This window comes from Bifidobacterium sp. UTBIF-68 (genome assembly GCF_006408855.1).
GTDB lineage: Bacteria > Actinomycetota > Actinomycetes > Actinomycetales > Bifidobacteriaceae > Bifidobacterium > Bifidobacterium reuteri.
This window is the reverse complement of record NZ_JFAN01000025.1, coordinates 33112-55551: the sequence shown is the minus strand read 5'-3', so window position 1 is coordinate 55551 and position 22440 is coordinate 33112. Positions and strand designations below refer to the sequence as shown.

Sequence of the window (22440 nt, the reverse complement as noted above, 5' to 3'; positions counted from 1 at the left end):
CGCGCGAAACGTTGCGCATGCGGCAATGCACGCTCGAGACCTGTTGCATACCAGTCGACCAAATTATAGAATCACAATTAAGTAAATTACGATTCTATTCTGCGAATGCAAATGGCGCAGCATGCCATCCGGTCTGCAGCAGTTGGAAGTGCTGCGCAATCGCGCCAGACTGCTGCACCCCGAAACCAGCCATTACATGCTGTTCTCCAAATCAGGCTTCGACGAGCACGTCGCCGCCCGCGCGGCGCAAGACGGTACAGTGACGCTTGTCGATTTTGCGGATATGGATTAGTCGGTTCACTCCATTGCGGACGGTAAGGGTGAAGTAACAGGGCTGGGTCAATGGATCGAACCTCTAGGACGGGCAACAGACCCAATCCGCGACACATTCCCGGGAAAGTGGTGCGCGTTACATCACGCTCAAACAACCCAGCATATATATGGGCAGGTATTCGGTTCGGCCAACAGTCTCCACGTTGCCATCATGGAACACGTAGGCATGGGCAAACCGATAATTGTCGGTATCCAGTAGGTTGTTCATGGCCCGATGCCGCGTATAGTCCTTGCTTGATTTGATTTCAACCAGTGAAATATCATCCAGACCTTGCTGCACAACAAAATCAACTTCCCCAATACGGTTCTGGTTGAAGTAATGCAGTTCCAATCCCTGTGCAAACAGTTCCTGAGCCGCTGCATTCTCGAAAATCGACCCGTAATTCATACTGGATCGGTGATTCACAATCTCCAAGTCCACACTGCGTATCAAACGGGAGGTCAGCAAACCGACATCGTTCATGTACAGTTTAAACGTGTTCTCGTCGGTATGCTCCGTCAGCGGGTATTCAGGGTTCTGCACGCGCGAAGTAGGCAAGGCGATACCTGCGTTCGCCAACCAATCGAACGCCGTCTGCATATGAGCGAACCTGATATTCTTGCCCAACTTGGAGAACTTGAATCGTTTGTTTTCCGCATTGAGCTGACTTGGAATCGCCTCGTAAATGCTCTTGATATGACGACGTTCCACCAAATCGGAGACATATTTGGTGATGTCGTATTCATAGGTATCGAATATGGCCTGCTGAGTATTGCGGATCTTGACAATATCGGCAGAATCCACGAATGACTGCACTGCGTCGGGCATGCCACCAATCAGCAGATACTTGTACCACAGGTCGGTGAGCCGTTCATGTAGATAATCGGGAACCTCCCGTCGATCCACATAACATTCACGTTTTACGTATTGTGCGACGGAATCGGCATCTCCCGCAACACGTGAGATATGCAAAAGTGCCGCACGCTGAATGGTGATCAGCGTACGGCACTGCGCGAAACGCATGAAATCCGCAGAACGCACGAAACTCACGAAACAGATAAAACGTACAAAACGCAAGCAAGGCGAAGACAACGAGAACAGACAGAGACAGACATCCTACAGGTCAGAACGCCAGCGAACGCACGTAGGAACCAACTTGCGGGCGAACGGGAACCAACGAGCCGTCCGAATCATAATCGAGCGGCGCGAATACCACTTCGCGATGGCAACCATCGCCTCCAGCCCAGCGACCGGCCGGATTGTAGGCGAACCGGTGATACGCGATAATCCATTCGTCGGTACCGGGAATATTCACGATATTGTGATGACCGGTGGCATACAGCTTGCGCGCCGGGTCTTGTTCGATCAGCACGCGCGGTTCGCTCCAGGGCCCATGCAGCGATTCGGCCATCGCGTACTTGACGCAGTATTCCGGCTCTCGGGCGTCGTTCTCCGACCAGCTGGCGTAGTAGATGCCGTTGCGCTTGTGAATCCAGATGGCTTCACGGAAATCGCCCGGCACCCAGCTGAAAGCGCGCGATTCGTCGAACGACAGACAGTCCTCATTGAGCGGCGCGGCCCAAGCTATGCCGTTGCCCCACAGGAAGTACCGGGTGCCATCATCCTCCACGTATACGCCGGGGTCAATGGTGTGGCAATCGAACGTACCTTCGCGCACGATTGGTTCGGGCTCAGGCACGAACGGCCCGCACGGGGATTCGCCCACAGCGGCGCCGATCTGGGAACCGGCCACAAAGTAGAACACGTATTTGCCGTCCGCGCGCTGTACCACGGAAGGCGCCCAAGCACCATCCGAGCCATCCCACCACGGCACATCGCGCAAGTCGAGCGCCGGATATCGCTCCCATGTGGCCAAGTCATCGGACACATACACACTGAACGCGGTGGTGTCCCAATTATCCACACCGTCATCGGTGCAGTACAGGAAATATCGGCCATCGAAAATGGCAAGATTCGGGTCGGCGCAATACCTGCGCAGCGGATTAGTGGTCAGTACCGCGTTATTCACGCGATGAGGAAGGCCGTCACGAGGCACGGCTCTCGGTTTTGGCGATGTTTGTAGCACAGTGCCAACAGTACCCATAGGAAATTCTTATCTGGTGAAGAACAGGGCTCCCCACACGCCGCAGAAGGAGATGATATGAGCGTAGTGGGGAGCCGGAATTAATACCGTGATCAGCCAGCCGACTAGTCGATCAGCCGATCAGCCCTTGACCGAACCGGCGACGAGGCCGGAGATGATCCACTTCTGGCAGAAGATGAAGAACACGAACACGGGCAGCAGGGCGAGCACGGTGATGGTCATGAAGCTCGGCCAATCGGTCGAGAACTGGCCCACCGCGTTGTACACCTGCAGCACGATTGTGCGCAGTTCCGAGCTGGAGAGGAACACATTCGCGTTCATGAAGTCGTTCCACGTGCCCATCGTCTGGAACACGACCACGGTCGTCAGGATCGGGCGGATCAGCGGCATCACGATCGACCAGAAGATGCGCAGCGGGCCGGCGCCGTCGATGCGTGCCGCCTCGATCAGTTCGAACGGCAGGCTGCGCATGTACCCGACGATCAGGAAGTAGCAGAACACCGCTCCGCCCAGGTAGATAATCACCAGTCCGGCCAAGGTGTTGACCAGGTGCGCGTTCGCCTCCATGCGGTACAGGGGGATCAGCGTCGTCTGCGCCGGCACGACGAACGCGACCATCAGGATCGCGCCGACCGCGGCGGTGAACGTGGACTTGCGCAGGATCATGCCGTATGCGGCCAAGGCGCCGACGAGCACCTGGATCACGACCGCGAAGAACGTGACGATCAACGTGTTCAGCAGGGAGCGGAACACCGGGACCTTCTCGAACGCGTTGATGTAGTTCTTGATCGTCCATTCCTTCGGCAGGCCGAGCGGGTTGGCGGACATGTCCGGAATCGTCTTGAACGTGTTGATCAGGATGTACCACAGCGGAACCGCGCATACCAGCGCGATCAGGATCATCACCACGCTGGTGACCGCCGAACCGATCCTCTTGCGCGTCGTGAAGTTCATGCCCTTCGGCGCGGCCGTGACGGAAGAAGCCTTGTTGCCCATGATTTACTCGAACCTCCTCGAGATCAGGTTGGAAATGCCCATCTGAAGGAACACCACGACGCCCGTGGCGATGAAGAACAGGACCGCCAGCGCGGAACCGATGCCGTACTGCGACTGGCCGATGCCCTGCTGGATGATCGACTGCGTGACCGTGTACGTCGAATAGCCCGGGCCGCCCTTGGTCATCGTGAACGGCAGGTCGTACACCTTCAGGCCGCCCGACATGAGCAGGAACGTCGAGGTCACGATGCCCGGCATCAGCTGCGGCAGGGTGATATGCGCGAACTGCTGCCACTTGTTCGCACCGTCCACGGTCGCCTGCTCGTACAGGTCCGCGGGGATCGCCTGCAGGAACGCCAAGTAAAGGGTCGCATGCCAGCCGATCTGCGCCCAGATCGCGATGAAGATCACGCAGAACTTCGCCAGAGAGTTGTTCGACAGCCACGGCACCGGTCCCAAACCGAACGCCGCGAGCACGCTGTTGACCACGCCGGTCTTCATCGGGGAGAAGATGTACTTCCACACCATGCCCATGATGGCCAGCGACGGCACCGAGAAGAAGAAGAACACAGAGCGCACGAAATCACGGCCGACGAACTTGCGGTTGAGGATGACCGCCAGCGGAATGGCGATCACGGTCACCCCGACCATCACCACGATCGCGTACAGGATCGTGAAGCCCAGGCCCTGCAGGGTGGACGGATCCGTAAACACCTTCTTGTAATTGTCCAGACCGACCCAGTTCATGTCCATGCTGTAACCGTTGAAGTCGGTGAACGAGAAGTACGCGGTCTGTGCCAACGGCACCAGGAACAGAACCACGAACACCGCCAGGATCGGCAGCAGGAACCAGAACGACGTCACGTCCTCATGCAGGCCACGCGCACGACGACGCCGACGATACAGGTCTTCGTCCAACGGCGGCAGGTTGCCGACCGCCGAGCCTTGCATTGTTGCGCTCATATGCCATCCTCCTTTGACATTGGCTTATGACCGAAATCCGATTGCGGGCATGCGAAGGGCGACCAGCCGCAGCCGACAGGCCGCCCCATTACCATGCGCACGGTTCATGACGAACCGGAGATTGTAGTTATCTATGTGTGATTATGTGCGATCCGTTGCGGGTCACTGCGCGGCCGCGACCTTGGCGTCGATGTTCTTGGCATACTGGTCGGGCGTGATCTGCCCCTGCACCAGCTGCTGGTTCTGCGCCTTGAGTTCGCTCTTGAGAATGTCCGGCTTCGAATAGAAGTTGGTGTGCAGGTAGTACTTGCCGGTCTTGATGTCCTGATCGTAGACCTTCTGGTACTGCGTCATCACCGTAGCGTCGAACCCGTCGACAGTGACAGCGTCGCCGGCGTCGTTACGCTTCTGCAGCGCCCACTTGCTTGACAGGAAGGTGAGGAACTTCTCGGCGGCCTTGAGCTTGTCGCCGTCGAGCTTCGCGTAGATCGCCCACGCCGGGGAGGCGGAGCCCTGCGCGTACTGCGTGTAGTCGTCGCCGAGCTTGGGCATCGGGGCGAAGTCCCAGTTCATGCCGGCCTGTTCGAAGGTGGCAAAGTCCCACGCGCCGTCGACGATCATCGCGACCTGTCCGTTGGTGAACTGCGTCTTCATGTCGTCGCCGCTGATGCCGACCGTGTCACGGGTCACGCCACCCTCATCGTACAGGCGGATGTATTCCTTGATGGCCTCGAGCTCGTCGGTGCCCGGCGTCTGGTTGTCCTGCGTGGACAGCGTGGTCGGGTCGACGCCCTTCTTCTCGAGGATGGATCCCTGGAAGGCGTCGATGAAGCGGCTCGGCTCGTCGGCGTTCGGCTCGAGGAACGGCTCGATGCCGGCGTTCTTGAGCTTCTTGCACAGCTTGAGGAAGTCGTCCCAGTTCGCCGGCGGCTCGTCGTAGCCGACCTGCTTGAGCAGATCCTTATTGTAGGCGATGCCGGAGCCCCACGAGGTGATCGACATGCCGTAGGTCTTGCCGTCGCGGCCGACGAAGTCCTTGTTGGCCTGGGAGATGTTCTTCATGAACGACTCGTCGGTCAGGTCCTTGGCGTAGCCGTTGTCGATGAGGTCGTCGCGATTCTCGGAGGTGATGATGAACACGTCCGGGGCCTGGTTGCCGACGAGACGGGTCTGCAGCGTGGAGATGTACTCGCTGGTCGGCGGCGCGTAGCTGAAGTCGATCTTGATGTCCGGGTTTTCCTTCTCGAACTCGTCGATGTACGGCTTGGACGTCTGCTCGTTGTCCCAGCTCAGGTAGCTGAGCCGGATCTTGCCGGCGTCGGCGTCCGAGCCGCAGGCGGCCAGCGGGACCAGCATCGCTCCCGCGCAGGCCAGAGCGAGCATTCGCTTGCCCCAGATCTTCATTGACATTGCAACTCTCCTTTGTGTTGGTGGCATACGCCATGTTGTATGCCGAAAGAAACCACATTATCTTCCGTGCAAGAGCCCGGTTTTAAACCGATTTAATCTTGTAGTTGTATTTATAGTACTCCGTTCAAACGGCGTCAACTCGTTGCAAAGCCTTTTAAACACAAGGGCTGTGGAACGCGCGGAATCGCACCGGACAACGAAAAATAATTAAACAAAAAACGCCGCGAGTTATCCCACCGATCGGCGATCCACCGCGGACAACCACCGGACGACCGGTCAGCGCGTGCGGTTGGACGACTCGCGCACCAGCACCTCATAACCCACCGTGACATGCTTGGGCATGGCCGGCGCGCCGCAACGCCCCTCCTCGATGCGCTCGCACAGGATGTCGACGGCCTCGCGGGCAAGCTTGTCGATGTCCACCGCGATCGTGCTCAGCGTCGGCGCGCTGTACGATCCCTCGCGCACGCCGTCGAAGCCGATCACCGCCACGTCGTCCGGCACGCCGATGCCATGCTCGCGCAACGCGCGCAACGCGCCGAAAGCGATCGCGTCGGTCATGCAGAACAGCCCGTCGAACGGGAAGTCCCCCTCCTCGATGCGCCGCGAAACCGCGCGGTACGCGTCGTCGGTGCCCCAGTCGAACAGCTGGATCGTGTCGGCCTTGGTCAGCGTGCGCTCATGCCGCTCGAACGCGCGATGGCAGCCGATCAGACGTCGGTCGCCCACGCGCATCGACCGGCACGCCTGGTCGGCCGGCATGAAGTCCGTACCGACCAGCCCGACGCGCTCGCACCCTATCTCGAACAGGTGCGTCACCGCGGCCTCGGCACCGTTCTCGCACGGCGTGAACACCGAGTCGAACGGCCCTTGGTACGACTGGTCATCGAGCAGCACCACCGGCTTGCCCCTGCTTAGCTCAATGATCTCGGCGTCGCTCAGGCCGCCCGCGCTCAGGATCACGCCGTCGCAGAACTTGTTGGCGACCTTCTCGAGGATGCTTTTCTCATGGCCGACCTTGCCGGTCGAGATCTGCTGCGCCACGGCCTGGATGCCGCGGTCGAACGCCGCATTCGACACGCCGGCGAGCAGCTGCGCGTAGAACGGCCGGTCAAGCTGGAAAACGGCGGCCTCGATCACGCCGGTTCGCCCCGAACGCAAGCTCTTGGCAGTGATGTTGACCGAATAGTTCATCCGATTGGCCACGTCGATGATGTGCCGTGCCGTTTCTTGTTTAATTCTGGGATCGCCGCGCAGGGCGAACGACACGGACGCAGGAGAGACACCCGCCGCCTTCGCGACATCACGCATCGTCACCGCCATGGCGTCCTCCTTAGGTATTTATGGGCTTTTCGGCATCTCACCGAGCAGCTGCCGACACCTTCAATCATCCATTTGACGAAGACAACCTCGACGTACATAATGGTCACCAGGAATTAAATCGGTTTAACACTGAAGGGGTAACGTCACCACACACGGGGACCGCCGCTCCCGACGGCGCGACGCCGAACCACCCCAACGCGAGTCCCCCGCACGCCGGCCACAACGCCGAGACCGGCCGCAGGCCGCATCATCGTCATCGCAAAGGAGTACGCATCATGACCGACACCATGGCACACACCCAACCCGCATCACCCGCATCACCCGCATCACCTGCACCGACCATCACCGCACCGGGCGGCCGCTTCGTCTTCGGCGGCGACTGGAACCCCGAGCAGTGGGACGAATCCACCTGGGCGGACGACATCGCCAAACTCGAACGCGCCGGCATCAACGAGGCCACCATCAACGTGTTCTCCTGGGCGCTAATCCAGCCGGACGAGAGCCGCTACGACTTCGCCATGCTCGACCGCATCGTCGACCTGCTGGTCGCGCACGACTTCGGCTTCGTCCTGGCCACGTCCACCGGCGCGCTACCCGCATGGATCGCGCAACGCTACCCCGACGCCACGCGCACCGACTACGAAGGCCGTCGCCACCGCTTCGGCGTGCGGCACAACGCCTGCCCGAATTCGCCGAACTTCCTGCGCCTGGCCGGCGCGCTGGCCGGCAAGCTCGCCGAACGCTACGGCGCCAACGACCATCTGATCGCCTGGCACATCTCCAACGAGCTCGGCGGCCGCTGCTACTGCGACAACTGCGCCGCCGCCTTCCGCGTCTGGCTCGAACGCAAGTACGGTTCGATCGAGGCGTTGAACCGCGCGTGGAACGCGAACTTCTGGAGCCACACCTACGCCGATTTCGCCCAGATCCTACCGCCGAACGCGATCAGCGACGGACTGGACGGCGAGCGCGCCACTCTGTCCGCCTGCAGCATCGACTACAAGCGGTTCCAGTCCGACTCGCTGCTGGGCACCTACGTCACCGAGCGCGACGCGATCCGCGCGTTCGACGCGATGCATCCGATCACCACGAACCTCATGGACACCTACGAGGGTGCCGATTATTTCCGTTGGGGGCGCGAGATGGACGTGATCAGCTGGGACGATTATCCGTTCCCGCACACCACGCCTTCCGACAATGCGTTCAAGCACGATCTGATGCGCGGCGTGGGCGACGGCAGGCCGTTCATGCTCATGGAGTCGACGCCGAACCAGACGAACTGGCAGGAGTGCAACGTACTGCGCGCGCCCGGGCGGATGCGTGCGGAAAGCTATCAGGCGGTCGCGCATGGCGCGGATACCGTGCAGTATTTCCAGCTCAAGCAGTCGCGCGGCGGGTTCGAGAAGTACCATGGCGCGGTGATCTCGCACGGCGGGCGCGAGGACGAGCGCGTGTACGGCGAGGTGCGTGCGCTCGGCGGCGAGCTGGCGGCGCACGGCGCGCGGTTCGTGGGCGGTCTGACCGAGGCGCCGGTCGCGCTGATGTTCGACTGGGATTCGTATTGGTCGACCGAGAACATCTCGTTGCTGCCGAAGGGCTTCGACTATCCGGATCAGGTGCGGCGCTGGTATGCGCCGTTCCACCACCGCAACATCGCGGTGGATGTGGTGCCGGAAGACATTGACGCCAGGCGGCTGGCGGGCTATCGCGTGCTGGTCGCGCCGGCGCTCATGATGGCCAAGCCGGGCGTTCGTGAGCTGGTCGAGGGGTTCGTGCGCGCCGGCGGCACGTTCCTGGCGACGGTGATGTCAGGCATGCACGACGAGCATGACAACGTGATCCTCGGCGGATACCCGGGCGCGTTCCGTGAGGTGTGCGGAATGCGCATGGAGGAGATGGACATGATCCCGGACGGCCGCGACGTGCGTGTCGTGTTCGGTTCGGGCGAGGACGCGGACACGGACGGGTCCCGGGTCTCGCTGGTTGCCGGGCTGATCAAGCTCGACGGCGGGGCGCGCCCGCTGGCGGCCTACGCCGGCGACGTGTTCTACCGGGGTACGCCGGCGGTGACGGTGAACGATTTCGGCGCGGGCACGGCGTATTTCGCCGGTGCGGTGCTGGACGAGGCCGGCATGGACGCCGTGGTCGGCGACGTGGTGCACCGGGCCGGCGTTACCGGCATCGTCTCGCCGGAGCCGGTGGAGGTGGTTACGCGGCGGTACCCGTCACGCGGGGAGTCGTTGACGTTCGTGATCAACCATGCGGATACGGCCACGGCGTGGCAGGATACGCCGTTCGCCGGATGCGAGTCGGTGCTTGACGGCACGGTACTGGGCAGGGATCTGGTGCTGGAGCCGTACGGCGTGACGGTGGTGCGCACCGCGGCATGACGGATTCGACCGCCGGCCGGTCGCGGACCATATCCCAAGTCAGCAACCGGCCGAACCATATCTCGCGGCTTCAGTCATCCTTCATCATCAGTATTCGGTAGCGGCCCTAAATCAGCTCCGCCATCCGGCTCATAATCACTCGCCAACCACGGGCGGAAGTAGCTCCCGACTATCCACAGTGGGACATTGGTCAGCCAATCCTGCTCCTTGTAATTCCGCATCGACGTACGGTAACCGCAAATCCCGTATTTGTCGCACAGCCACTTCAAGCTACGCTTATGACGCTCGGTACCAGCTTTGGCCTCCAGCGGAATGATTGCGCCATTACCTGCAAAGACAAAATCAACTGCTCCCGTACTGTTCGCATTCGACCAGTACATCGGTGTGATGCCGGCGGCCACTAATTGCTGGCAAACATACTGTTCCGTTAACGCACCACGGAATTCGGTCAGCCCGTCATCACCAAGGACCACGCTTGCGGGAGTCAGATCCAGGGCCGCTGCCAGCAGCCCAACATCATGGAGATACAGTTTGAACGCGGAATCATCACGGTATGACGGCAATGGTGCCGCAGGTTTTTCGACGCGATACACCCGCAACGCAAGACCAGAATCGACAATCTGCTGAATCGCGGATTCATATTGCGCCGCCCGAGCGCCACGAGCGATGTGGCCAAAAATAAATTTATGATTCTCACGCGCCAGATGGGACGGAATCGAGGAAAACACCAAACGCATTTTCTCACTATCCACACCGGTTCTGGGATGTTTGGAAAAGTCCATGTCGTAATTGGATAACAATTCTTTCTGCACGGCACGCGCATGCTGATAGCCATCTTCTACAAATGTCTCAACGACTTCGGGCATGCCGCCAACAAAACAGTACTGACGAACCCTTCGCTCTAAACGTTCCGCAAATCCCCCAAGTGTCTCAATACGCTGGTTCCGGATGCGTTCGGCTATCACTCCATCACCGACCGCTTCCAAGAACTCCACAAACGTCATCGGATACATATCGATGGAGGTGACACTGCCAACCGGGAATGACAGGTCTTCGTGCTGAGCCATGCCCAGATAGGAGCCCGCTACAGCGACATGGAGATCCGGCATTTCCTCATGGAGCGCTTTCAACAGAGTCAGTAAATCAGGGATTTCCTGTATCTCGTCGATGCACAGCAGCGTCTTGCCGGGCCGAACGCGAACCCCATTAAACGCCTCCATGGAATCAAGCAACATGTGCACCGAATCCACACCTGTCAACGCAGCCTTTGCACCGCCATCGAACAAGTTGACATAAGAAAATGACTCGAACTTGTCCCGACCCAGCACCTTAAGCACATGAGTCTTGCCTACCTGTCTCGCGCCGCACAGCACTATCGGCTTGTGCTCCGTCGCTTCAGCCCATGCCGACAACCTGGTATATATATCTCGCCTGAACTCCGCCATGCCGCCCTCCCTATCGCATAGGACCGTACATCACAAATCACTGTCCTGTCGCTCCATCATACCGCAATACACACTTTTCCTAGGGTTGCAATTCGCGTATTCTACATTTTTCCTAGGGTTGCGATTGTCCAAAATTACATTTTTCCTAGGGTTAATAATGCAGAATACTGCACTTTTCCCAGGGTTAGTACCCTGACCTTCCCTAATCACACGGTGTTGTAAAGGCGGGCGGGGAAGGCGTCGCGGTATTGGCCGGGGTGAGTCCGGGGCGGCGCTTAAAGACGCGCATGAAGTATTTTGGGTCGGCGTAGCCCACGTCGTGCGCGAGAGCGTGCGGGATTTTTATACGGATTGTGTTCTTTCTGATCAACCGGCAAAGCAAGCGATGGCGCGCGAAATGCTTGGCGTAATTTGCAATCCTCTAACTTCGACGCTGTGGTGCGGGTTAGGGCAACGAAACATTACAGTAGCAGCAGATGGCAAATGGTTCGTAGAGGATTCATGCACGTCGCTGTCATCAAGTATCCAAGGTTTCGCACTGCCACTCATCGCGCAGACCGTCACGGGCTCACCGGCACAGGCGACGCTGCTGGATTCAATCATGACCCTGATATCGTCGGTATTGCGGCTGCCAAGTGGCGTGGTACAAGATAAGTACGACCGCGAAAACTTATGATTGCATTCGGCCTGATTGGTTTCGTACCGTTCGGCATATGCGCGGCCCTAGGATGGGCGGGATTACTCATATACCCGGTGCTGATGGTACTTGCGATATGCCTCGGCATGGGCATGATTGAGACGATTGCGGCCCCGGCGATCACATTTCTGTCCGGCATCGCCATGCAACACTGGGGCTACTCAGTCACGTCCGTGGCTTTGGGCTTGTGCATCGTGGCGGCCGCGATCCCTGCCGTGACAATGAGGGAACTGGTCACACTGCCTAAGCCGGATGGCTGGGAGGACCATATCCGCAAATCCGGGCTCACCAAGTTCTGACAACAAGTAAGGGCGACTATCTCCCGGATTTGTGACGCTCGGCAACCGTCAGCGTCACAAATCCGGGAAGAGGAAGGTGGATACGGTTTCAGCCGCGCGGGCAGCAAGGTGGACAAATCGTTGCCGGGGTGGAATCGCGGCAAGTATGCAAAAGCCTCCCGTTCGCGCGACGCATAAGCGCGCGCAAACGGGAGGCTTCCCAACCGCAGCATCATATGCAGAAATAAGGAGAGTAAGGCATATGCTGCCGCGGTCACACCCCGCCGGGAACCTGCCGCAGGCCGCGTCCGTCATCGAAAGCCCTGTAGTCGATGCGTGCGGCCGGCCGTTCCCGGCGCGGTGGCCATGTCAGACGTCAGTCAGACGTCATCACTTCTGCCAGCCGATGTCCTGCGGCAGGTTGCCGGCGAAGCCGGACGGGCCGTAGTTGGCCAGGCCCTTCTTCGCGCCGAGGTACGAAGCCGGGTTGGAAACCGGGATGGTGCCGTACAGCTTGAGGGCTTCCTTCTCGGCGGCGTTGACGGCCTTGGTCTGCTCGTCGTAGTCGGAGAGGCCACCGGCCACCTTGACGAGCTTGTCGATCTTTGCGTTGCCCACGTAGGTGAAGTTGGACGGACCGTCGGAGGTGTACAGCTGCGGGGCGGACACCACGAAGGTCATGGCGCTCGGAGCCTGCCAAGCCATCGGCAGCACCTGGTAGTTGCCGGAAGTCACGGTGTCGGAGAACTTGGACTCGGCCACGTTCACGACCTTGACCTTAATGCCGGCCTTCTTCATCATCGCCTGGTAGGCGTTGGCGAGGGCCTGCTGGGTGGCGTCGTCACCGAAGAAGGTGAAGGAGATCTCAAGGGTCTTGCCGCCCTTGGCGTAGTAGCCGTCCTTGCCCATCTTGTAGCCGTCGGCCTCAAGGGTCTTCTTGGCGTTGTCCACGTTGTACTTGGCTTCGGCGGGCAGGTTGTTCTCGTAGCCCTTCTGGAACGGCAGCAGCAGCTCGGAGCCCGGCTGCTCGGCCTTCCAGTTCAGGCCCTGGAACTGCACGTTGTTGTAGGTGTTCGCGTCGAAGGCCTGGGTGATGGCCTTGCGCACCTGCAGGTCGTCGAGCGGCTTGGACTTGCCGTTGTACTCCAGCACGCGGGTCGTGGTGCTGTAGCCGATGCGCAGCTGGGCGTCCTTGACGGAGCGGATGGCCTTGATGTCGTCCTTGGTGGAGGCGCTCACGGCGTCGATCTCGCCATTCTGGAAGGCGTTGATGGAGGCGGTGTCGGCCATCTGCTTGTAGACGATCTTGTCCAGCTTCGGCTTGTTGCCCCACCACTTCTCGTTCGGCACGAAGGTGACCTGGGAGTCGGAGAAGGAGTCGACCTTGTACGGACCGGCGGCCCACTCGTTGTGCGGGTTCTTCACCCAGCCCTGGGTGAAGGTCTTCGGGTCGGCGGCCTTCGGGTTCACCAGAGTGCCGAAGACTTCCTGCCACGGGTAGTACGGGGTCTTGTAGGTCACCTTGACCTGCTTCGGGCTGTCGCCCTGCTCAACGCTAGCGATACGGTCGAAGCCGTCGGTGCTCGGCGGGTTGTAGTCCGGGTTGGAGCCGTTGTTGGCTTCCCACGTGGCCTTGAAGGCGGTCCAGTCGATGTCAGAGCCGTCGTTCCACTTGGCCTTCGGGTTGATGTCGTACTGCACGACCATCGGGTCCTTGCTCACGAGCTTCATGTCGGTCAGGAAGTCCGGGTTCACCTTAATCGGGGAGCCATTGACCTGGTCGGTCATGAGCAGGCTGGGCTGGTACCAGCTCCACAGCTCGGACATGTAGCCGGTGTTGCCGTCAGAAGACAGGTAGTTCCAGTTCGGGCCGACTTCGGTGATGGACAGGGTCAGCGTGCCGCCGTCCTTGACGTTGTCACGGCTCTGGTGGTTGTCGTAACGCTCGGTGACCTTCGGCATGGGCAGGTCGCCGGTGTACGACGAATCGATGCCGGCCGGCGGTTCGGCCGAAGCGCTGCTGGAACCGTTTCCGTTCCCGTTGCTCGCGCCGCCGCAACCGGCAAGCAGCATGGCAAGCGCCGCAGTGGCCGCGGCGAGCGCGGTCAGCTTACGTGTCTTGTTCATTGTTATTTCCTCCTCTATATGGTTCCGACCGTCATGCGAAATGGCATGCAACCTGATGGCCGCTCGGTCGGGAAGTGTCATACGGCCGCAGCGCCGGGCGTTCGCCGCGGCAGCGGGCCTGTTGTTCGGCGCTCAGCTTGGGCATAAGCGGGCAGCGGCCCATGAACGGGCAGCCTTCGAACGTCTCGGTGGGGCTGGGCACCTCGCCTTCGAGCACGATGCGCTGGCGGGTGCGTTCCGCCTTCGGGTCCGGCACCGGCACGGCGCTGATGAGCGCCTGGGTGTACGGGTGCAACGGGTGCTCGAACACGTCTTCGGTGTCGCCGGATTCCACGATGCGGCCCAGGTACATCACCGCCACGCGGCTGGAGATATGGCGCACCACCGACAGGTTATGGGCCACGAACAGGTAGGCCACGCCCAGCTTGTTCTGCAGGTCCTCAAGCAGGTTGATCACGCCGGCCTGGATGGACACGTCCAGTGCGGAGACCGGCTCGTCGAGCAGCACGAGCTTCGGGTTGACCGACAGCGCACGCGCGATGGCGATGCGCTGGCGCTGACCGCCGGAGAACTGCGTGGGGAAGCGGTCCACCTGGTCGGGGTTCAGCTCCACCAGACGCATGAGTTCACCGATGCGTTCGCGGATCTGCTCTTTGGAGTAGTGCTGGACCTTCATCGGCTCAGCCAGGATGTCGTAGATCGGCAGGCGCGGGTCGAGCGAACTCATCGGGTCCTGGAAGACATACTGCACGGCCGAACGCAGCTCGCGGCGCTTCTCGCGCGGAATCTTGTGTTCGAGCTTGGTGCCGAACATCTCGATCTCGCCGTCCTGCGGCTGCTTGAACTCCATGATCTCCATGAGCGTGGTGGACTTGCCCGAGCCGGACTCGCCCACGAGCGCCACGGTCTCGCCTTCGCGCACGTCCAGCGTCACGTCGTCCACGGCCTTGACCTCGCCGATCTTGCGACGCAGGAAGCCGCCGGCGGTCAGCGGGAAGGTCTTGCGCATGTGCTTGACGTCGAGCACCATCTTGCGTTCGTCGCGCGGGATGCCGGCGAACTTCGACTTGGCGGCCTCGGCCACCGTGTACACGTCGTGGAAGGTCAGGCCCTTGTCCACGATCTCCTGGGTGCGGTGGCAGGCCACGAACTGGCCCGGGCGGCCCGGCACCGGCTCCATGGCCGGCTCGGTGGTGTGGCATATGTCGGTGGCCAGCGGGCAGCGCGGCGCGAACGGGCAGCCCTTGGGCATGTTGACCAGGTTCATCGGGGAGCCCGGAATCGGCACCAGACGGCTGTTGCGTTCGCGGTCGGAACGCGGCACGGCACCCAGCAGGCCCATGGTGTACGGCATGGCCGGGTGGTCGAAGATGGAGTCGACGTCCGCCTTCTCGACCGGGCGGCCGGCGTACATGACGACGATGTCGTCGGCCACGCCGGCGATCACGCCCAGATCGTGGGTGATGAAGATGACGGCCGCGCCGGTTTCACGCTGGGCCTTGCGCAGCACTTCGAGCACCTGGGCCTGGATCGTCACGTCCAGTGCGGTGGTCGGTTCGTCGGCGATGATCACGTCCGGGTCGTTGGCAATGGCCATGGCGATCATCACGCGCTGGCGCATGCCGCCGGAGAACTCGTGCGGGAAGGACTTCAGGCGGTCCTCCGGGTCCGGGATGCCGACCAGGTTCATGAGCTCGATGGAGCGGTCGTGAATCTGCTGTTCGGTCATCTTCGGATTGTGGGTGACCAGCGCTTCCTTGATCTGGTCGCCGATGGAGAACACCGGGGTCAGAGCGGAGAGCGGGTCCTGGAAGACCATGGCGATGCCCTTGCCACGAATCTCGCTCATCTCAAGATCGGACTTGCTGAGCAATTCCTCGCCGTGGTAGGTGATGGAGCCCTTGACGCTGGCGTTCTTGTCCAGCAGGCCCATGATGGCCATGGAGGTCACGGACTTGCCGGAGCCGGACTCGCCCACGATGCCGAGGGTCTTGCCGGGGTACAGGTCGAAGTTCATGCCGCGCACCGCGCGCACGGTGCCGGCTTCGGAAGCGAAGCTGACGGTGAGGTCGCGTACTGAAATCACCGGTTCGGATGCCATGCCTTGCGCTCCTGTGGTGTCGGGGTTGGTGTTGGTTGTTACGTTGCTTGCGTTGCGTTCGTCGCTCATGATGCCCGTCTCCCCTCTCACTCGGCCTTGCCGCCGGAGCGGGAGTACGGGTCGATGGCGTCGCGCAGGCCGTCGCCGATCAGCTGCACGGAGAAGGTCAGGACGATCAGCACCACGGACGGGAAGACCAGCACCCACGGCGAGGTCTGCACCACGGACTGGCCGGCGTTGAGCAGCGTACCGAGCGAGGTGTCGGGCGCCTTGATGCCCAGGCCCAGGAAGCTCAGCGAGGTCTCGCTGTTGACCGCGCCAATCACGCCGAGCACGGTGTTGATGACCAGCACCGAACCCAGGTTCGGCACCAGGTGGCGCACGATGATGGTGAAGGACGGCACGCCCATGAACTTCGCCGCGCGGATGTATTCGCGGTCGCGCAGACTCAGGGTCAGCGTGCGCAGCGTACGCGCATAGCCGACCCAGCCGAACGCGGTCAGGCCGATGGCCAGCCACAGCCAGTCGCTGCCGCCGGCCGCCATGCCGACGATCAGGGCGATGAGCAGGAAGGACGGCACGACGAGCAGCATATCCAGCAGCCACATGCCGACCTTCTCGAACCAGCCTTCGAAGAACGCCACGGCCGTGCCCACCAGGGCGGCGATGATCGTGGTGCCGAACGAGCTGAAGATACCGATGGTCAGCGAGCGGCCGAGGCCGCGGATGATCATCGCGTACATATCCGAGCCACCGACCGTGGTGCCCAGCCAGTGCTGGGCGGACGGCGGCGAGGCGAGGGCGGCGAAATCAGGCTCGTCGTAGCTCCACTGGGAGAATTTCGAGCCGAAAATCGCCAAGAGAATCAGCAGGATCAGCACCACCAGACCTACCACGGCCGAGGGGCGGCGCATGAAGCGGCGCACGTACAGCTGCATGCGGCCGGTGCGGTGGAAGTCGTCGTTGCTGGAAGCCTCCTGGGCGTTCTTGGCGTCGGCGGACTGCGGTTCGCTGCCCTGCGGATCGGTGAGTTCCATATCCTGGGCGACGGCGTCGGAGACCATGTTCTCGTTGTCGTTCATCATGTTTGATCGTCCTTTGCGCGGGGCTCAGCTCAGTCGGATGCGCGGGTCAAGCCAGGCGGAGAAGATATCCGCCAGCAGCGCGCCGGTCAGCGTGCACACGCCACCGAACGCGGCCACGGCCACGGCACCGTTGATGTCGTTGTTGGCGATGGTCTGGGTGAAGTACATGCCCAAGCCGTTGATAGCGAACACGTTTTCGGTGATCACCGCGCCGGTGAACACACCGGCGATGGAGAAGGCCACGTCCACGGCGGTCGGAATCAGCGAGGTGCGCAGCGCGTGGCGGCGGATGGCCGCGTTGAGCGTCAGGCCCTTGGCGCGGGCGGTGCGCACGTAGTCGGCGTTCATGGTGTCGAGCAGGTACGTGCGCTGGGTGAGGTGGTAGCCCACCATGCCCGGAATCGTCATCACGATGGTGGGCAGGATCAGGTGCTGCAGGTAGTCAAACACCCAGAGCACCGGGTTGGAACCTTGGTAGGAGTGCAGGCCGGTCACGTAGAACGCGCGGCTGCCCACGATGTTGTTGAAGTTGATGGCCAGCAGCACCACCATCAGCCCCATGACGGCGGCCGGGACCACCAGGAAGAACGTTGCGGTGGTGTTGAGCACGCGGTCCTGCCACTTGTACTGGCGGATGGCCGTGTACACGCCGATGCTCACGCCGAAGAGGATGGAGAGCACGGTGGCGAGCGTCACCAGCTGCAGCGAAGCGGAGATACGGGAGGCGATGGCCGGCGCCACCGGCGACTGGTCCGGGCTCAGGCCCCAGTTCCACTGGGTGAGGATGCCCTTGAGCCAGCGGAAGTAACGGATGACGACCGGCGTCTGATCGTTGATGTTGGCCAGATCGAGCGACCGGTTGATCGACTCGATCGGCGGATGCGGATTGCGCGACATGTAGTTCGAACGCGGATCCATGAATGCGCTGGCCAGGAAATACGTCATCGATACTGCCACGAACAGCATGATCACGTAGTTCACAATGCGCTTGATGATGTACTTGAACACCCAACCACCTCCCAGATAACTGGGGGAAGTGATACCTCCCCCCGCTCAAAACCACAAATTGAGTCCAATATATGGAATATGGGTATTGACTTTTCCGACTTTTTCCTGTATGGAAAACTGCGAAAACACTTACTGTATATTGGGCAAATGCTGGGCAAACATCCGTTTGTTAATTTTGTATTTCCTGAGCCTTTGCTGGACATGCCTTATACTTTCGTGTCAGCAGTCCGCCGGCCCGGATGGTGACAGTCCCCGCCGCCGGCAACGGATTATCCATCAGCATCAGACAGGGGCATCATGACGACAGACGCCAGCGCACGGGCCATCAAACCCGAACTTCTGCGTACGTACACCGAGGATTTCAACAAGGACCGCGCCAACCTGATCGCGGCGGACGCGGCGGTTTCGGCCGGCGTGCTCAAGGCGGCCACCGACTATCGCGGCGTGCGTGCGCTGCCGCGCGACTTCTCCATCGAACTCAAGCAGGGTTCGATCACCAATCAGGAGCGTTCCGGCCGTTGCTGGATGTTCGCCTCCCTGAACACGCTGCGTTACGAACTCATGCATCGCTGGAATCTTGAGGATTTCGAGTTCTCCGAGACCTACCTGTTCTTCTGGGACGCGATGGAGAAGTCGAACACCTACCTGGAGAACGTGCTGCGCACGCTCGACGAGCCCACCGACTCGCGCCTGTTCGAAGCCATCAACTGGGGCCCGTCCGACGACGGCGGCTGGTGGCAGATGTTCGCCGCGCTGGTGAACAAGTACGGTCTGGTGCCCAAGAGCGCCTACCCAGAGTCTGAGAACTCCCGTAATTCCGATGATTTCAAGCAGTACCTCAACTCCAAGCTGCGCGAGTTCGCAGCCGAGCTGCGCCGCCGTTCGGCTGCGGGCGCTGGCGAGGACGAGCTGCGCACGCTGAAGGACGAGTACATGGGCACCGTGTACCGCATCTGCGCCGTGTCGCTTGGCGAGCCGCCGGAGAAGTTCGACTTCTTCGCGCGCACCAAGGATGACGCCGAGGCCGACGCAGACGGCAAGGCCGAATCCTGCAAGTGCGGCGACTCCTGTAAATGCGAGGGCAAATCCGACGCCAAGGCCTGCAAGTGCGATAAGGACAAGTCCGACAAGCCGAAAACCGGTAAGGACGAGCGCCCGCAGATTCGCGAGATCGGCATCACCCCGCTTGAGTTCTACAAGAAGTACGTGCCGGTGGACGTCAACGATTTCGCGACGCTGGCCAACGCCCCACTCAAGAACCGCCCGTTCAACCGGCGCTACCGCATCCGCTTCAGCGCGAACGTGGTCGAGGCTGGCGATATGGAGTTCGTCAACGTGCCGCTGGACGTGTTCAAGAAGGCCGCGCTTGACCAGCTCACCGCCGGCCACCCGATCTGGTTCGCCTGCGACTGCACGCAGTTCGCCCTGCGCAAGGACGGCTTCTTCGACCAGTCCGTGGTGCGCGTCGACCAGCTGTTCGGCACCGAATTCACCGGCGACAAGGCCCACGGCCTCGAATACGGCGACAGCCCGAGCAACCACGCTATGACCTTCACCGGCGTGAACCTCGGCGAGGACGGCAAGCCGAACCGCTGGAAGGTGGAGAACAGCTGGGGCAAGGACGCCGGCAAGGACGGCTACTACGTCATGTCCGACGCCTGGTTCGACCGCTACGTTACCGAGCTCATCATCCGCAAGGAATACCTCGACGACGCCACCCGCGCCCTGCTCACCACCGAACCAGTCGAGCTCGATCCCTGGCAGCCCCTCACCCGTCGCTGCCGCTGACGTCCCGCTGGCGGGAGCATATATTCGAATGCCTCTTCTCTCTGTTCAGAGAGAAGAGGCATTACGTTATGCGAGTACGCCCGGCCGCACCTATTCGAGACTATCGCGGCTGAGCTGAGCAAAAGTGCCGTCATCATCGGCCAATTGCCGGTAGGTTCCGGCCTCGCTAATTGTTCCGAACTAGTTATCCACAGAGTTATCCACATCTCCCGCAAGCTAGAGCCACATACCCCGGTTTTCATAGCGAGCATGTGACCGCTGCGCTACGGTGGCGTCATGAACGACATATTGCCCACTCCACCGCCCGGCGTATTCGACGACGAACCGTCCGGCTGGACCCGGCCCCACACACCGGGCGTTGCGTCTGCGCGCACCATCAATCCTGAGCTACGTTCATCACCATGTATGGCGAGTTCCGCGCCAACTGTGATTACAGGCCCTGTGTCGCCAGCAATGAGCGAAACCCTCACCCAACGTAAGCGGGAAATGCTTAAACGATGCACGGACGCCGCGCAACAGCTCGGGCAACCGGTGCTCTTCGGCATGGCCACATCGCTGATACTGCAATCCGTGCCGCTTCCCAAGGATTGCGATATCGACCCCGCCGAGCTCCATACCGTCTCCGACTCACACCGCACACGAATACGTGCCATCGTGCCGCCAACGACACCACACATCTGGAAGCCGCTGAGCGATGCGCACAATGTGCGTATCAACAAACATGTGTACGCACTGGATCTGATACACACTTGGGCACAACTCGCCGCTCATATTTCGCTCGAATCGCTGGTCATACTTGGCGACGCAATCCTTACGGCAATCGCCCGCAAGCCGGGTCTGGCGAACGGCCGCACTGCTGACGGCATTTATCAGGACTTCGTGCGGCAAGTCACCGAACTCCCGAAATTCAACGCAAAATCCAAGTGCATGATCGCTCTTGCATTCATTACGCCCCGCGTGGACTCTCCGATGGAATCAAAGACCCGCATCGCGACGACGAAATACGGGCTTCCGCCAGCCGTGACAAATTACACGGTGCCCGGCGCGACATTCAGCAACGGTGCGCCGATAACGCTCGATCTCGCTTGGCCCGAATTTCGCGTCGCCATCGAATATGACGGCGATCATCATCGCACCGACAAAAACCAGTGGCGGCGGGACAACGACAAGCGCGAACTGCTGCGACATCATCATTGGATCGTCATCATCGCCACTGCCGCGAACATGGCCGATGAGCCATCCCAAGCCGAACTCGCCTACCGGGTCGGGCGGCAGTTGGCATTGCGAGGTGCCGTATTCGATTTCACTTTGACGGCAACGCCACTCGATGAGCTCGCCCGGCGGAGGCGACGAAGAATATAACGTTTATCGCGAAAGTCGTACAGTATCCATGTTGCGCCGACGCTGCGCGACTCGGTGTCCGTGTCCGATGTCCCGGTAGCGATGTCAATCGATTTATGTGTGGACCGGGCCAGATTTCGCTGTCCCGGTTCTCCATTTCGCCCCTTTTTGAGCAACCAAGACAAAATTTCATTCACCTATCACCCCACCGTGCAATATTCGCCATCGTACATCGGCGGAATTCCGGGGTTTTGGGATTACGGATAATGGGCGTTTACAAGGGGGCTGTCCCGGTTCCCAATAAGAAGCCGAAATCACGAACTGGGACAGCGAAATCTGTCCCGGTAATCGCGTCAATCGGTTGCCGTCATCACCGGAACATCAACTGCGCATAGGTCGAACGCTTCAATGCGCAACAGGCATGCGACCATATCGCGATAGCGATATTCCGACGGAAGTATGGGACTCACCACGCGACCAATATTATTTGCCGAGCTTTGGAGCCTCGTGCTTGGCGTGGCGGATCACGGCATCGGGGAAACCGGCGTGGATGTAATCGGACAGCATCCGCAATAGCCTCTCGTCAAAGGTGTGCCGCTCATCGCTGCTGGCATCGATCAGGATGAAATCCCATGAGTATTCGGTGTCACCGTCGTTGATGATGAGTCCGCGGCCAGTGATTTTTGCGGCCAGCAACGCGGCGATCTGTATGGCGCCTCGCTTGACCAAGGCCGATTCCGCTTGAGTCAGGTTGCCCGAAAATGTGACGGTATACATCATTAGTCCCCCCTTCTTTGTTATTTTCTAGAACAGCAATGCCTTATTGTAAACAGACAGCACTCTGCCATAATCCTTTTTCAATATGCGGCCCATGGCATTCCCAGTATTAAAAAAAGAAACCCGGCGGAGGGGGCCGCCGGGTGAGAGAGAAGAGAGAAGAAGGGTTCAGTTATGGGGTTCGAAGAACCTCGCCACCGGTATGAACTTCATTCCGTTGACATCTTCTATATAACCGCTCCATGCTTGGCGAATTGATGTGCTTGTCTGGGAAAAGTCTTGGCGGAGTGTGAC

Annotated in this window: 18 protein-coding genes and 1 pseudogene; 6 read left to right on the top strand and 13 right to left on the bottom strand. The window is 60.5% G+C overall.

What is annotated here, in order from left to right; translation table 11 throughout:
* Nucleotides 1-121: 121 nt before the first annotated feature.
* The gene (locus BW14_RS07745; protein ID WP_003829636.1) at nt 122-292 is read left to right on the top strand and encodes a hypothetical protein; all 171 of its coding nucleotides are present in this window, start codon (nt 122-124) and stop codon (nt 290-292) included.
* A gap of 117 nt (nt 293-409) precedes the next feature.
* On the opposite strand, the gene BW14_RS07740 is transcribed toward BW14_RS07745, so the two are convergent.
* The 6 genes from BW14_RS07740 to BW14_RS07715 form a co-directional block, all read right to left on the bottom strand.
* On the bottom strand, nt 410-1363 hold the full coding sequence (locus BW14_RS07740) for a DUF4143 domain-containing protein (RefSeq protein WP_241451298.1): 954 nt from the start codon (nt 1361-1363) through the stop codon (nt 410-412).
* A 73-nt stretch (nt 1364-1436) separates the two neighbouring features.
* Nucleotides 1437-2417 (bottom strand): family 43 glycosylhydrolase, encoded by a 981-nt coding sequence (locus tag BW14_RS07735; RefSeq protein WP_101028115.1) that lies wholly within the window; start codon nt 2415-2417, stop codon nt 1437-1439.
* Nucleotides 2418-2537: 120 nt separating this feature from the next.
* The gene (locus BW14_RS07730) at nt 2538-3413 is read right to left on the bottom strand and encodes a carbohydrate ABC transporter permease (RefSeq protein ID WP_081886666.1); all 876 of its coding nucleotides are present in this window, start codon (nt 3411-3413) and stop codon (nt 2538-2540) included.
* 3 nt (nt 3414-3416) lie between these two features.
* Nucleotides 3417-4376, bottom strand: a complete 960-nt coding sequence (locus BW14_RS07725) for a carbohydrate ABC transporter permease (protein ID WP_013141440.1) — start codon at nt 4374-4376, stop codon at nt 3417-3419.
* 162 nt (nt 4377-4538) lie between these two features.
* Nucleotides 4539-5786 carry an ABC transporter substrate-binding protein gene (locus BW14_RS07720; RefSeq protein ID WP_044090589.1) on the bottom strand — a complete coding sequence of 416 codons (1248 nt, stop codon included), beginning with the start codon at nt 5784-5786 and terminating at the stop codon, nt 4539-4541.
* A gap of 276 nt (nt 5787-6062) precedes the next feature.
* Nucleotides 6063-7109 (bottom strand): LacI family DNA-binding transcriptional regulator, encoded by a 1047-nt coding sequence (locus BW14_RS07715; RefSeq protein WP_044090588.1) that lies wholly within the window; start codon nt 7107-7109, stop codon nt 6063-6065.
* A gap of 275 nt (nt 7110-7384) precedes the next feature.
* Here BW14_RS07715 and BW14_RS07710 point away from each other — a divergent pair, with 275 nt between their 5' ends.
* Nucleotides 7385-9499: a beta-galactosidase gene (locus tag BW14_RS07710; RefSeq protein ID WP_052404692.1), complete on the top strand. Its 2115-nt coding sequence runs from the start codon at nt 7385-7387 to the stop codon at nt 9497-9499.
* Nucleotides 9500-9573: 74 nt separating this feature from the next.
* On the opposite strand, the gene BW14_RS07705 is transcribed toward BW14_RS07710, so the two are convergent.
* Nucleotides 9574-10944 (bottom strand): ATP-binding protein, encoded by a 1371-nt coding sequence (locus BW14_RS07705; protein WP_044090586.1) that lies wholly within the window; start codon nt 10942-10944, stop codon nt 9574-9576.
* A 206-nt stretch (nt 10945-11150) separates the two neighbouring features.
* Nucleotides 11151-11272, bottom strand: a pseudogene (locus BW14_RS12430) (AraC family transcriptional regulator); the annotation flags it as partial.
* Between BW14_RS12430 and BW14_RS12320 the strand changes: the two are divergent.
* Together BW14_RS12320 and BW14_RS12315 are read left to right on the top strand one after the other, a co-directional pair.
* Nucleotides 11264-11620, top strand: a complete 357-nt coding sequence (locus BW14_RS12320; RefSeq protein WP_241451295.1) for a hypothetical protein — start codon at nt 11264-11266, stop codon at nt 11618-11620. The pseudogene BW14_RS12430 and the gene BW14_RS12320 overlap by 9 nt on opposite strands.
* Before the next feature lie 83 nt (nt 11621-11703).
* Nucleotides 11704-11940, top strand: coding sequence for a hypothetical protein (locus tag BW14_RS12315; protein ID WP_234918554.1), 237 nt, complete (start codon nt 11704-11706; stop codon nt 11938-11940).
* Nucleotides 11941-12309: 369 nt separating this feature from the next.
* On the opposite strand, the gene BW14_RS07685 is transcribed toward BW14_RS12315, so the two are convergent.
* The 4 genes from BW14_RS07685 to BW14_RS07670 form a co-directional block, all read right to left on the bottom strand.
* On the bottom strand, nt 12310-14046 hold the full coding sequence (locus BW14_RS07685) for an ABC transporter family substrate-binding protein (RefSeq protein WP_140489969.1): 1737 nt from the start codon (nt 14044-14046) through the stop codon (nt 12310-12312).
* Between the two features lie 31 nt (nt 14047-14077).
* On the bottom strand, nt 14078-16147 hold the full coding sequence (locus BW14_RS07680) for an ABC transporter ATP-binding protein (RefSeq protein ID WP_169740248.1): 2070 nt from the start codon (nt 16145-16147) through the stop codon (nt 14078-14080).
* A gap of 86 nt (nt 16148-16233) precedes the next feature.
* Nucleotides 16234-17184 carry an ABC transporter permease gene (locus tag BW14_RS07675; protein ID WP_044090590.1) on the bottom strand — a complete coding sequence of 317 codons (951 nt, stop codon included), beginning with the start codon at nt 17182-17184 and terminating at the stop codon, nt 16234-16236.
* A 72-nt stretch (nt 17185-17256) separates the two neighbouring features.
* Nucleotides 17257-18240 (bottom strand): ABC transporter permease, encoded by a 984-nt coding sequence (locus tag BW14_RS07670; protein WP_044090581.1) that lies wholly within the window; start codon nt 18238-18240, stop codon nt 17257-17259.
* A gap of 297 nt (nt 18241-18537) precedes the next feature.
* Here BW14_RS07670 and BW14_RS07665 point away from each other — a divergent pair, with 297 nt between their 5' ends.
* Together BW14_RS07665 and BW14_RS07660 are read left to right on the top strand one after the other, a co-directional pair.
* Nucleotides 18538-20028 (top strand): C1 family peptidase, encoded by a 1491-nt coding sequence (locus tag BW14_RS07665; protein WP_044090580.1) that lies wholly within the window; start codon nt 18538-18540, stop codon nt 20026-20028.
* A 276-nt stretch (nt 20029-20304) separates the two neighbouring features.
* A complete protein-coding gene (locus BW14_RS07660; RefSeq protein WP_044090579.1) occupies nt 20305-21390 on the top strand; it encodes a hypothetical protein in 1086 nt (361 codons plus the stop codon).
* A 462-nt stretch (nt 21391-21852) separates the two neighbouring features.
* Here BW14_RS07660 and BW14_RS07655 read toward each other — a convergent pair whose 3' ends face one another.
* Nucleotides 21853-22149, bottom strand: a complete 297-nt coding sequence (locus tag BW14_RS07655) for a hypothetical protein (protein ID WP_013141452.1) — start codon at nt 22147-22149, stop codon at nt 21853-21855.
* Nucleotides 22150-22440: the final 291 nt, after the last annotated feature.

Excerpts from the sequence above, each read along its gene's own strand:
- BW14_RS07745 (WP_003829636.1), top strand. The coding sequence starts at position 122 with ATGCCATCCGGTCTGCAGCAGTTGGAAGTGCTGCGCAATCGCGCCAGA.
- BW14_RS07735 (WP_101028115.1), bottom strand. The coding sequence starts at position 2,417 with ATGGGTACTGTTGGCACTGTGCTACAAACATCGCCAAAACCGAGAGCC.
- BW14_RS07730 (WP_081886666.1), bottom strand. The coding sequence starts at position 3,413 with ATGGGCAACAAGGCTTCTTCCGTCACGGCCGCGCCGAAGGGCATGAAC.
- BW14_RS07725 (WP_013141440.1), bottom strand. The coding sequence starts at position 4,376 with ATGAGCGCAACAATGCAAGGCTCGGCGGTCGGCAACCTGCCGCCGTTG.
- BW14_RS07720 (WP_044090589.1), bottom strand. The coding sequence starts at position 5,786 with ATGTCAATGAAGATCTGGGGCAAGCGAATGCTCGCTCTGGCCTGCGCG.
- BW14_RS07715 (WP_044090588.1), bottom strand. The coding sequence starts at position 7,109 with ATGGCGGTGACGATGCGTGATGTCGCGAAGGCGGCGGGTGTCTCTCCT.
- BW14_RS07710 (WP_052404692.1), top strand. The coding sequence starts at position 7,385 with ATGACCGACACCATGGCACACACCCAACCCGCATCACCCGCATCACCC.
- BW14_RS07705 (WP_044090586.1), bottom strand. The coding sequence starts at position 10,944 with ATGGCGGAGTTCAGGCGAGATATATATACCAGGTTGTCGGCATGGGCT.
- BW14_RS12315 (WP_234918554.1), top strand. The coding sequence starts at position 11,704 with ATGGTACTTGCGATATGCCTCGGCATGGGCATGATTGAGACGATTGCG.
- BW14_RS07685 (WP_140489969.1), bottom strand. The coding sequence starts at position 14,046 with ATGAACAAGACACGTAAGCTGACCGCGCTCGCCGCGGCCACTGCGGCG.
- BW14_RS07680 (WP_169740248.1), bottom strand. The coding sequence starts at position 16,147 with ATGGCATCCGAACCGGTGATTTCAGTACGCGACCTCACCGTCAGCTTC.
- BW14_RS07675 (WP_044090590.1), bottom strand. The coding sequence starts at position 17,184 with ATGGAACTCACCGATCCGCAGGGCAGCGAACCGCAGTCCGCCGACGCC.
- BW14_RS07665 (WP_044090580.1), top strand. The coding sequence starts at position 18,538 with ATGACGACAGACGCCAGCGCACGGGCCATCAAACCCGAACTTCTGCGT.
- BW14_RS07660 (WP_044090579.1), top strand. The coding sequence starts at position 20,305 with ATGAACGACATATTGCCCACTCCACCGCCCGGCGTATTCGACGACGAA.
- BW14_RS07655 (WP_013141452.1), bottom strand. The coding sequence starts at position 22,149 with ATGATGTATACCGTCACATTTTCGGGCAACCTGACTCAAGCGGAATCG.